Source organism: Sporosarcina ureae DSM 2281, assembly GCF_000425545.1.
Taxonomy (GTDB): domain Bacteria; phylum Bacillota; class Bacilli; order Bacillales_A; family Planococcaceae; genus Sporosarcina; species Sporosarcina ureae.
In genome coordinates, this window is record NZ_AUDQ01000022.1 from 34,661 (window position 1) to 46,078 (window position 11,418).

13 protein-coding genes are annotated in these 11,418 nt (G+C 36.3%); 11 read left to right on the plus strand and 2 right to left on the minus strand.

Annotated elements, in window-relative coordinates:
- The first annotated feature begins 31 nt into the window (after positions 1-31).
- A complete protein-coding gene (locus tag H605_RS18480; protein WP_029055016.1) occupies positions 32-1,381 on the plus strand; it encodes an S-layer homology domain-containing protein in 1,350 nt (449 codons plus the stop codon).
- A gap of 175 nt (positions 1,382-1,556) precedes the next feature.
- On the opposite strand, the gene H605_RS0115305 is transcribed toward H605_RS18480, so the two are convergent.
- Positions 1,557-2,924 carry an MDR family MFS transporter gene (locus H605_RS0115305; protein WP_051210627.1) on the minus strand — a complete coding sequence of 456 codons (1,368 nt, stop codon included), beginning with the start codon at positions 2,922-2,924 and terminating at the stop codon, positions 1,557-1,559.
- 419 nt (positions 2,925-3,343) lie between these two features.
- Between H605_RS0115305 and H605_RS0115310 the strand changes: the two genes are divergently transcribed.
- The 10 genes from H605_RS0115310 to H605_RS18130 all read left to right on the plus strand — a co-directional run bounded on the left by H605_RS0115310 (position 3,344) and on the right by H605_RS18130 (position 11,181).
- Entirely contained in the window at positions 3,344-3,958 is a 615-nt protein-coding gene (locus H605_RS0115310) for a sterol desaturase family protein (RefSeq protein ID WP_029055018.1), read from the plus strand.
- A 24-nt stretch (positions 3,959-3,982) separates the two neighbouring features.
- Complete coding sequence (locus H605_RS18120; RefSeq protein ID WP_037562221.1) at positions 3,983-4,699, plus strand: GntR family transcriptional regulator; 717 nt, start codon at positions 3,983-3,985, stop codon at positions 4,697-4,699.
- A 268-nt stretch (positions 4,700-4,967) separates the two neighbouring features.
- On the plus strand, positions 4,968-5,348 hold the full coding sequence (locus tag H605_RS0115320) for a GntR family transcriptional regulator (protein ID WP_029055019.1): 381 nt from the start codon (positions 4,968-4,970) through the stop codon (positions 5,346-5,348).
- Entirely contained in the window at positions 5,341-6,213 is an 873-nt protein-coding gene (locus H605_RS0115325) for an ATP-binding cassette domain-containing protein (protein ID WP_029055020.1), read from the plus strand. The genes H605_RS0115320 and H605_RS0115325 overlap by 8 nt, the downstream gene beginning before the upstream one ends.
- 1 nt (position 6,214) lies before the next feature.
- On the plus strand, positions 6,215-6,919 hold the full coding sequence (locus tag H605_RS0115330; protein WP_029055021.1) for a hypothetical protein: 705 nt from the start codon (positions 6,215-6,217) through the stop codon (positions 6,917-6,919).
- A 240-nt stretch (positions 6,920-7,159) separates the two neighbouring features.
- The gene (locus H605_RS18125) at positions 7,160-7,435 is read left to right on the plus strand and encodes a hypothetical protein (RefSeq protein ID WP_232321232.1); all 276 of its coding nucleotides are present in this window, start codon (positions 7,160-7,162) and stop codon (positions 7,433-7,435) included.
- A 650-nt stretch (positions 7,436-8,085) separates the two neighbouring features.
- Complete coding sequence (locus tag H605_RS0115340) at positions 8,086-8,637, plus strand: hypothetical protein (protein ID WP_083065486.1); 552 nt, start codon at positions 8,086-8,088, stop codon at positions 8,635-8,637.
- A gap of 349 nt (positions 8,638-8,986) precedes the next feature.
- Positions 8,987-9,262 (plus strand): hypothetical protein, encoded by a 276-nt coding sequence (locus tag H605_RS0115345; protein WP_029055023.1) that lies wholly within the window; start codon positions 8,987-8,989, stop codon positions 9,260-9,262.
- A gap of 489 nt (positions 9,263-9,751) precedes the next feature.
- The gene (locus tag H605_RS0115350; RefSeq protein WP_029055024.1) at positions 9,752-10,312 is read left to right on the plus strand and encodes a class I SAM-dependent methyltransferase; all 561 of its coding nucleotides are present in this window, start codon (positions 9,752-9,754) and stop codon (positions 10,310-10,312) included.
- A 71-nt stretch (positions 10,313-10,383) separates the two neighbouring features.
- Positions 10,384-11,181, plus strand: coding sequence for an MATE family efflux transporter (locus H605_RS18130; protein WP_051210626.1), 798 nt, complete (start codon positions 10,384-10,386; stop codon positions 11,179-11,181).
- 39 nt (positions 11,182-11,220) lie between these two features.
- On the opposite strand, the gene H605_RS0115360 is transcribed toward H605_RS18130, so the two are convergent.
- On the minus strand, positions 11,221-11,418 hold a 198-nt coding region (locus H605_RS0115360), incomplete at its 5' end, for an ATP-binding protein (protein ID WP_029055025.1).

The following is an 11,418-nucleotide window of genomic DNA, read 5'->3' on the forward strand; positions in this document are numbered from 1 at the left end:
AACGCGTATTTCGAATAAAGGAGAGAAACAGATGAAGAGAAAAATTACAGCGTCATTCATCGCATTACTACTCATGGTTGCAGCCATGCCGTTTCAAGCACATGCGACCGAGTTTACAGACATGAATGGACATTGGGCGAAGAAGGAAATCCAGTATTTATACGACCGCAATATTATAGGTGGCTATCCAGACGGAACATTTAAACCGAATGAACCAATCACACGAGCACAAGCATCTGCCATGCTCATTAAGGCTCTAAAGATTCCACTCGTGGAAAATCCAAAAATAGTCTTTAAAGACGTTTCGAAAAAGTCATCCTATTATAAAATTATGGCGACGGTGAATGAAAAGGGAATTCTCCGCGGGGATCAAGGTTTAATGCGCCCAGGGGAAAATACATCACGAGCACAAATGGCAGCCATTTTACGCCGTTCATTCGATATACCGTTTGATAGCCAGCCAACATTTGTCGACGTGGTACCGGCGCACTGGGCGTATGCCGACATTAATGGCATTGCCAAACAACGCATTGCTGGCGGATCGGAAGGCAAGTATATGCCATCCCAATCGGTGACGCGCGCGCAGTTCTCGGCTTTTCTGACACGAGCGCTTGACGATTCGATGAAACTAGGTCGATACCATTCATATGTCAGCCAAAAAGGAAAAACGGTTGAGCAGAATGGTTTTTCATACAGTATACGTAATGGATTGATGAAAAAAGATTTGAAAACGGATAAAAGTGAAGAGATCTTGAGTAAGCTAGATTTCGAAGGTAGCGACGGGATCTGGATTAGTTATATGGAAAATTGGTTTGATATAATTGTCTATAATGATGAAGTATTCATTCCCTATTTACGTGCAATTGGCCAAGCTTCAGAATTGCCGATGGAGTATGGCGTCATTCGGACGAAAACAGAACGTTTTACGGGACCGAAAGATTCTATGATTATGCCATCATTATCCGGTGAGACGATGCGAAACGTATTTATTTGGAATGACCGCATCTATTATACAAATGAAGCAACGAAAAGAGATTATTACCGAACACCTAACATACCAAAAGATAGTAAGTTGACACTCAACTCTGTCGCTATGAATGGATCGGACAGAAAAAAAGAACGTGATTTTGATGCAAGAATCTTATTTTACGAGGATCCAAAAGAAAAGTCATTTATTCCAAATGAAAATCAAAATAATGCATCGGTGCTGTTCGATCATTCGACGATGTTTTACTTCAATAAAACAGGTATATATAAGTATAGTTTGCTTGAAAAGAAGACTAGTAAACTGTCGAATATACAAGGAAAGCACATGTCGGTCACTGACAAGCAGCTGATCGTAACTAGCCAGGATGGGAAGAAGTATGTGTTTAAGAAGTGAGTAAGTATTTATGTACTAAACTAACGTGGCGTTTTCATGACCAAGTACTTTTTCCAATAAGAAAGACCGCTAATGGAGACAAATTAGCGGTCTTTTCATCTTCAGTTTAACAGGCCAGGTCCAGACACTATTCAGAATTGTGTTGGGACCTGGTACCTCTACCAACTGTGTCCACTTACACCCGAACACGTTTCACAAACAACGATGCAATAAAACCAGTAATAGCGAATCCAGCTATAAAGTAAAATGCATATTTCGTACCCTCTGCAATCACATCAACAGACGAAGCACTAGGAGAAGCTTCTAGAAATAAGTTTTCTCCATGTATCATGAATGTAATCGCCAAAGCTGTTCCCGTAGCACCAGCGATTTGTTGGAGAGTATTCGTGACAGCCGAACCATCTGCATAGAGTTCGCGCGGTAATTCATTTAATCCGTTCGTTTGGGCAGGCATGATAATCATGGCAATCCCTACGAAGAATATTAAGAAAGCGATGACTACTTGCCAAATAGGCGTTTCAGCGGAAATTATGATAATGAACAATACACTCGAACTCGCAGTTAATAGGAAGCCGATCGGTAATATTGTTTTGACGCCGAATCTGTCTGACAGCATACCTATGACTGGAGACAACAATGCGTTCAACGCGCTGCCTGGTAATAAAACAAGTCCCGCTACTGCTGCGCTGACGAGCAAAGACGTTCTCATATACAATGGCAGTAAAATGGCAGTGGATAAGATTAAAAACATGCCAATGAACAATAGTACGATCCCTAACGTGAACATCGGATATTTAAACACACGTAAATTGATCATCGGCTGCTTCATCTTGAACTGTCTTACCGCAAATAAAAGTAGAGAAACGAAACCGACTACTAGTGGAAGATATACGTATGCAGACGTTAAAGACTTTTCTGCCATAGTACTTAAACTATAAATGACTCCACCAAACCCAACCGTTGATAATACAATCGAAATGACATCAATTGTAGGCTTCGTGATTTGTGAGACGTTGTCAATTTGTTTGAGACCAAATACGATTAATCCTAGATAAAATAACAGGCTGACCCAGAAAATGTATGACCAACCGAGTGTGTCGACGATTAATCCGGAAAGTGCAGGTCCAATCGCGGGAGCTGTCGTGATCACAAGCCCCATGACGCCCATAACGGCGCCGCGTTTATGGATCGGGAATATTAATAAAATGACGTTCATCATTAATGGCAATAATATTCCTGTTCCAATCGCTTGCACGACACGACCTATAAATAACACGGCAAAACTTGGAGCGAGACCAGCTAATAATGAACCGGCTATGGAAAAGGCCAAAGACGCAACGAGCAATTGTTTCGTAGTAAACCAACGGATTAAGAGTGACGATACAGGTACTAGAATACCTAGCGTTAATAAATACCCTGTAGTCAACCACTGTGCAGTGGCTGAGTTAATGGAGAAGTCGGCCATAATATTAGTAAGTGCCATATTTAAAGCTGTTTCACCAAACAACCCGATAAAAGCTCCAAACATCAGAGTAAAAGCCATTGCTTTTGGATAACGTACTTGAACGATTTGTAATGAGGACACGATTTACTTCCTTTCTAAAAAAAGACTGACGCAAAGTACATATGCATGAAACATATTTTGACGCAACAAAGGATACCCACTCTGGCGACAACCAGAAGCAGATATCCTTAGCTGAAATAAGTTCGTTGCTATTCATAACTTGCCGCTTGAGCATTATACCATGCATCTATTACTGGAGGAATAGAATAGCATCTACAGAAGGCACATTCATGATGGTTTCTCATGTGGTGCTTTTATTTTCTAAAAAACCAAATTGACTATAAATTCTGAATGCTGTATACTTTTGGTAATTCCAAAGTATATTCTGGTCATACCAAGAAAATTTATTAACTAACATGCTTCATAGATTGATGAACTATAAGATAGGAGGATGGTTCATGAATACGAAATATATGAAAGAGTTCATCACGTTTCCGGATATCACCATAATGTTGGTGCTGTTTATTCCACTCATAAGCTATACTCTTTTACATGCATTCTCACTGGGTGTGTGGATTTCCTTTATTGTAGGGATGGCTACTTATGCAATGAGTGAGTATATGATTCATAGGTTTTTATTCCATATGAAAACGCCAACGAATCCATTTTTATTGAGAACGATTAAACGATTACATTTTGATCATCACGTGGATCCGGCAAATTTAAAGCTATTATTCTTGCCGATTTGGTTCAGCTTACCTGGCTTTTCCGTGTTTGCGCTTGTTTTCTATTTCATAACAGGTAGTTTGCCATTCACGATTGCTTATCTTGCAGGAATCATCGTTTATTTCATGTATTATGAATGGAAACATTATATTGCGCATCGCCCCATTCAACCGCGTACCGAAATGGGAAGACGTATTAAGAAAGCGCATCTTTGGCATCATTTTAAAAATGAAAACTATTGGTTTGGTGTTACACATACATCTATCGATAAAACATTCGGAACATATAAAGATCAAAAAGAGGTCGATAAAAGCGATACCGCTAAAAACTTAGAGAATCGTACGTAAGTGTTGAATAAAGGAGACCTAGCCATGAATCGAACAGCAATTGTTGAAAAAGAACTGATTAAAGCAATTCTTCAAGGTGAATATTTGGCGGGCAGTCAAATCGAGACGGAAAGAGAATTGGCCGCTATTTATGAACTGGGACGGCCAGCTATTCGAGAAATCTTACAGCGCCTGAGTCATGGGGGGTGGCTGACGTTACGAAAAGGACAGCGTGCTATAGTCAATGATTATTGGAATGGAGGAAATATTACTACAATCGTAGATATTGTAGAATATTTTGATCAAGTACCCGATGCGTTAGTTCTCTACTTTTTGGAATTGCGTATCGCGCTAACACCTCAATATGTACAAAAAGCCATACTGCTCAATTATCCTAAAGTAGTGGGACTACTCGCCGAAATCGATGAGTTACCAGACACAGCGGAAGCTTTTGCGTCGTATGATTGGAAAGTTCAAAAGGAGTTAGCCAGATTATCAGAGAATCCACTCTTTTCGCTCGTGCTAAACAGCTTTGAGCCAGCTTATGTGAAAATGGCGTTGAAATACTTTGAGAGCTCATTTCGCCGAGAAGCTTCATTAAGTTATTATAAAAAGTTATTGGCCTTTGCGTTATTAGGTGACGATCAACAAGCAGAAAAACTTTCCCGGGCAATGATGGAAAAAAGCTATGATCTATGGAAAAACCAATTATCACCAGACGAGAAAATTGGTGTGAAGTTTAGGCTCGACAATATGCAATAAGTGCGTTTTAAGATTCAACACATTGAGATACGGCTCTTATCTTATAGATGAGTCTGAAAGTGTATATCTTTTACTCTTATTCCTATTGAATAATGTATTGCGACAATATACACCTATATTGTTAAAAAATAACCTTTTCAAAAACGATCACATCCAAAGTGATCGTTTTTTTAGTTGACTAGAAATTTCATTTGTTATATGGTTATATACATAACTATATAACCATATAACTAAGTACAGCATATCATGAGAAGAGGTGACGTAAGAGATGAGTAAATCATTTGATGATAAAAAGCCTATTTATCTTCAAATCAAAGAAAGGATTGAAGATCAGATTATTAATAATCAATTACAAGAGCATGATCAAATTCCATCGACAAACCAACTCGTTCAGTTTTATAAGATCAATCACATCACGGTTTCGAAGGGAATTAACCTCCTGGTTGAAGAAGAGATTATTTATAAAAAAAGGGGTGTAGGAATGTTTGTGATGGAAGGCGCAAAAGAAAAGTTGATACTCAAACGAAGAGAAGGATTTGCTGAGGAATTTGTTTTGCCGATGTTAAAAGAAGCGAAAAAACTGAAGTTGGTAGACCATGATATCGTGAAAATAATGGAAAAGTTGAAGGGGAGTGTAAAGGATGACTAGAAAAGTGGAGGCACAGAACATACGTGTTACTTATAACGAGTTTGAAGCGTTACGTGATATTAACTTCGTGTTGGAAAGCGGGAAAATTTATGGATTGATCGGACGCAACGGTGCCGGAAAAACGAGTCTACTATCTATATTAGCCGCCTACCGAAAGGCGACGAGTGGGGAAATGAAAATAGATGGAGATCATATTTTTGAAAACGAGAAAGCGATGGCTCAAGTAACGTTTGTTCACCAAACGGACTATAAAGATAATTATGACACAATCAATAAATACTTTGATTTAGCCGAACGCTATCGTCCTACATTTGATCGGAAATATGCGGAACAATTAGTTAAGGTATTTCACCTCCCAACAAATAAACCACTAAGGAAATTATCAGCAGGTATGCAGTCTGCTTTTAATGTAACAATCGGACTAGCGAGTAGAACACCAGTCACGATTTTTGACGAGGCATATCAAGGGATGGATGCTCCGACACGTGAAATTTTTTATAATGAAATTTTAAAAGAGCAAGCACGCTATCCTCGAATTTTCATTTTATCTACACACTTAATTTCGGAAATGGAATACCTATTTGACGAAGTTCTTATTATTCATAAAGGTACATTACTACTTCAAGAGGAAGTGGATACGCTTCTAGAAAGAGGATATTCTGTTACAGGTCCAAGTAGCGATGTAATAGAAGTGGTGGCCGGACTTCATGTATTAAATGAAGAGCAGCTAGGTGGCACAAAGTCGATGATGCTGTACGGAGAATTAACGGAAGAAAAAGAGGACGAAATAAAGCGCAAAGATCTAGAAATAGGAAATGTTTCACTTCATGAATTATTTATTCATTTAACAAAGGAGGGCATGTAAAATGGACGCAATGGGAAAGAAAATAGGTGCTGATCTGTACTTATTCCAAATGAAATGGGTAGCGTGGTATTTGCCGATTTTGTATGTTGCTTACTTTGCAATTGTTTGGTTCCTCGATGAACCAGACATAAGGTCCATGTCGTTGCTTACCTTTACATTTCAAACAACCACAATATTTATGCTCGTTTGTGGGATCATTTCAAGCTCAGTATTCCTAACGACGTATGTGAAGTATGGCGTTACTAGAAAGGCGTATTTTCACGGAGCATTGCTGTCAGCGATAGGCTTAGCAATTACTGTCATAGGTCTAACAACCATTCTAACTTGGCTAGTTCGTGTACTTAACATCAACGTGTTCAAAGAAGTTGTATTATCCTCACTTGGAGTAAATAGTTGGTTACTGACTAGTGTCTCTTATTTCTTCGTAGTCATGATCTATTTTCTAGTCGGATGGCTAATTGGATTAGGGTTTTATCGTTATGGAGGGGCTGGTGGATTTGTAACCATTGTGGTTGCTCTCGTAGTCGTATCTTTAAATGATTTACTGTGGGCGTTCAATACACCTAAACCATTGATGGGATTATTTAACTTTGAAATTCCAGTACCTAATGTTGTAGTTGCAATTATTGCATCATTGGCAATAGCGACGATCACGGCTATAGCAGTTTATAAAATCGTGAAAGAAACACCGATTAAAATAGCGTAACTTTTATTTTGATAAGAGCAGGGAATAGGGAGTGAAAAGTCTATACAGTAGCAATAGCGGAAAAGGGCTGTCACTCCCGCAGCTTTAATGAAGGGTATCTGTATAAAAACTAATAATTTTTGGATTATTTGAAATGAAAGATGAGGTTCCTATATGAAAACGGTTAGCCAAGAAGTACAAGAATTGTCCATTAAATCTTTAGATTCCACATTTATTAAACTTTAGAATGCTTATACAAGTATGACGGAAAAAGGTTCTAATACAACACTTGTAAAAAGAAGACGTGACGCTGTAAAGGTTGGGTTGGAGAGCTTACAAGACGTTTGGTATGATGGAGAATTTGTCTATGACAAAGAAGTGGTCGTACAATCTAAAGATATTCTACAAAGTATCATTCCGTCTATTGAAAAGCAATTAGCAAAAGCGAAAGATGGTAGTCCTCAAAAAACGGTGAATGAGCGTCGTGTAACCGCGCTTAAATTAGCAATTGAATCATTGGAGAACCGTCTCAATTAAAAGAGTAGATTTTGTAGTCAGTGAATCCGCAGTACGCTAGAATCGAGTCAGATTGTATAATGAAGAAAAGCCTAAATTGCAATTAACAAAAGGCAAAATTAAAGCCGCGTGAAACCAAAGTTCTTGTAACTTGGATTCACGCAGTTTTTTCATTTTATTGAGTTTTGCCTTAGCCTCTTTATTAAATAATTAAAGTATTTGTCGAGTATATTGATATAATGGTGATAACTTCGATTTATTTAGACCGGTTGTAAACTCATGCAGTGTATGTACATATGAACTACACTTCCATTACTGAAGAAAACACATAATACAGTGGGTATTAACGGATCCGATATTTAAAGGAGTGATTGAAATTCTAGAAATTATTTTCAACAATATTCTTTTCTGGTTTGTATGGTTACCTCTTATATTTTCAATTTCCATAATGGTTGTTTATAAAAAAGAAGATAAAGCCTTTATAAAACCTTTGTTAATCTTTTTAAGTGCCTACTATATTGCAAGAACACTATTTTATATCCTATAACATGTATTGGAATTTCCATATGGTGTGAACCGACAGCAAACGTTTTCTCGGCATAAACAGATTCTAGCGATTGCGTTGTAAACGATAGGATTTAAATCGTAATCGGGAAAAAGAGGTGAATGTAGTGTTTAGTATTAAGAGTTATATATCAAATCACCTTCCCGATCTGGGATATATGACATCGAAGAAAGAGCAATTCTTATCTATTCACGATCCTTTAGCTTTAAAAGCTGCCCAACTAATTATAGACAGTAATGATGGGGATTACTTAGAAGGCTGTATTACTGCGACTTATAATTCTGAAGTTATTTTCACCCAAGATTTCGAAACAAACGATTTATTATTTACGTGGCAAACCATCATAGCTCCTTTATTGAGTCACGATTTGGATGAACATTTTACTATTGTATTTCTAGATTCCTTAATTACAGTTGGCGTTTCAGAAAAAGACACTATGTTTCATCTTATATTAGAAGATCCAAATCGTATGTTGAATTATGATGTAAACAAAGTCGTAAATATCCCTAAAGAAGAGTATCTCAATGGAATAACTAATGGGTTTTTATCATTTGCAAATTTCTGTGTTTATAACGAATTAAAGTTCTGTGAAGAAAGTTCTTATTCTTCATTCATTTTAGATTATCATACAGTAAAATCTGAAATCGAGCTAAATTAGTTCGGAAAGGTCGATTTTGTATAAATGGGTGCGGAAATAATATAAGGGCTACACTTCAATCGGACCAAAGAACAGAAGAGCTGAGTAATTGTATTAAGAAGATATTTAAATATTATTTCCTTGTTATCGTTTTCTTTCTTTATTATTCCAGCATTATCTCACCGTTTGAAGTGACCGGAACCTCGGAAATTGGAGATATTGTGGTCATTTCCATAATAATCATTTCATTTTTAACTGCACTTTCAAGCCGAAAAGAGAAGTTAAGAGATTTTGCATAACGTTTGTGCTTCAATCTGGCCAAATAGTTTTAATCTAAATGGTGAGATGTGTTTTTAGGAGGGGCAGATATATGAGTAATTTTTTCTTAATACTTATGGGTGTTTTTATTGTTGTTGCAAATATTATTGGATTTATATCTTACAAGAAAAAGAAAAGTATATACTATGCGGCTTTTACAATATTGTTATCAGCAGTTTTTTTGGGAGCAATCGGTGGTGTATTAGCACTTTTTGTTATTCGTGATGCTTTTGCGATATTTTACGGCATGCAGATAGGATACTATTTATTAATAAATAGCGTCATCGTTTTATTAATTGCAATTTTATCCACTGTAAAAAAAAATTAACAACACAAAAATATATTACCTGATTAAATTTCAGTAAACGGGTGTATTGTTTATGGAATAATGTTTTAAGCATTCGCTTAGTCGATCGGAGCTAAAGCCGGCGATTCTGGGATATCAAGAACTGAGAAAACGTGCAAACTATTGCACATTAAGGAAGATGAATTTAACACAATGTAAATCTGTTAGAATCGCAAAAATTATCTCTTTTATTAAAAAGGTATAACAGTAGGAATATCGATTTACAACACCAAGAACACATGTACAAAAACAAACGATTCCTTTGCGTATAGGGACCGTTTGTTTTTTTATTTGTTTTCCTATTGCTTTCCGCTATTGGAATAGCATGATAGCTTAAATTAAAATTTCCAATAAGCTTTTGATAAAGGATGCGATTTTCATATCATATGAAACAAAAATGTTTACAAATAATAATAAACCAATTACAGTAATTATAGATTCAGAATATCTATAATGAAAAGAGGAAATGAGATGAATGAAAAATTATTAAGGAAAATTAATAATCTGGAAAATATTGAGAGGGACTCTGCTGAAGAGTTATTTCAGTTCGTATCACTTAATAAAGAGGATAAATTATTAGATCTTGGAGCAGGAGTTGGTTATATCAGTCTTCCCATTTCTAAGTATGTAGATGAAGTGACTGCACTTGATTTTGATAAAGACATTTTAAAATACTTGGAAACAAAGGCTATAGAAAATGGAATTACCAATATTAAAACGCTTGTATCAGACTTCAAAGATATACAACTAGGTGACGAAGAATTTGATAAGGCTGTTGCTTCGATATCACTTCACGAAGTGAAACCACTTTCGCTTGCATTAGGCGAAATATATAGAGTCTTAAAAAATAAAGGAACGTTTCTTTGCATTGAATTAGAGAAATCAGATTTATCAACTGGTCCGAGAGTTTCATCCGAAAATATGAAAGAAGAAGTTGTTGCTGCTGGCTTTGATCTCGTCGATGTTCTTTATCCGCAAACTAAATTGGCTAACCAATCTGTGTATATAGTTGTGGCACAAAAAAATAAATAAAACAGTATTGAACTAGTTGTTAATTTAAATTTAACAACTAGTTTTATTAGGTAATGTAAAAGGAGTATTAAATGCTTTCAAAAGAAAAGCCGAGTTCTAGTGACAAACTTAGAACTGAAAAACCTTCTAAATTAATAGTAAATTTATCTATACCTGCAATGATAGGTATATTCGTAATGGCTTTATACAATCTCGTTGATATGTTCTACATTTCACTTGCAGAAGGTGTAGATGCAGTTGCGGGTTTGACTGTTTCTTTCCCTGTTATGATGATTGTTATGACTTTAGCAGCAGCTGTAGGAGTGGGTACGTCTTCAGTAATAGCTAGAAGATTAGGAGAAAAACGATTCAACGAGTCCAACAAAATTTTGGGGACTTATATATATTTGCTTCTCCTCATTAGTATAGTGAGTATACTAGTTGGAATTTTTTTATTAGATGATCTTTTAATTTTATTTGGAGCAACAGAAAACATTATTGGGTATGCTTCTGCTTATATGTTACCCATTCTTTTAGGTTTCATTTTCGTTAGTTTTTCAATGGCAACAAACATTGTGATACGTGCAGAGGGAAATGCAAAATTTGCAATGTATGCAATGATTATCCCTGCCATACTTAACATAACCCTAGACCCTATCCTTATATTCGATTTCGGTTTTGGGTTAGGAGTTATGGGAGCTGGAATAGCAACTGTAATCTCACACGCGATCATGAGTATAATCATTTTAATATATTATCATAAAGGCTATAGCTCTCTTACAATTCATCTTAACTATATAAGAATGAGGATTTCTACTTTAAAAGAAATTATAGCTATAGGATTTCCAACCTTTTGTAACCGTCAAGTAGAATTCAACAGTTTTCGATAAATAACTTTCAACAGTTTTCATCAATTAAGACTCAACACTTCATTCTGTAAAAAGGGTTTTTCTGTATTTCATCCGAATGCTATCCTGCTCTTCACTAAATGTAAGAATTTCGCTGCGATGAAGAAGACGATCAAGGATTGCTGTAGTCAGAGTAGGATCACCCAAGAACTTTCCCCATTCACCTGGCCCCTTATTTGATGTCAGAATAAAGGCTGCCCTGTCATATAGTTCGTAAAT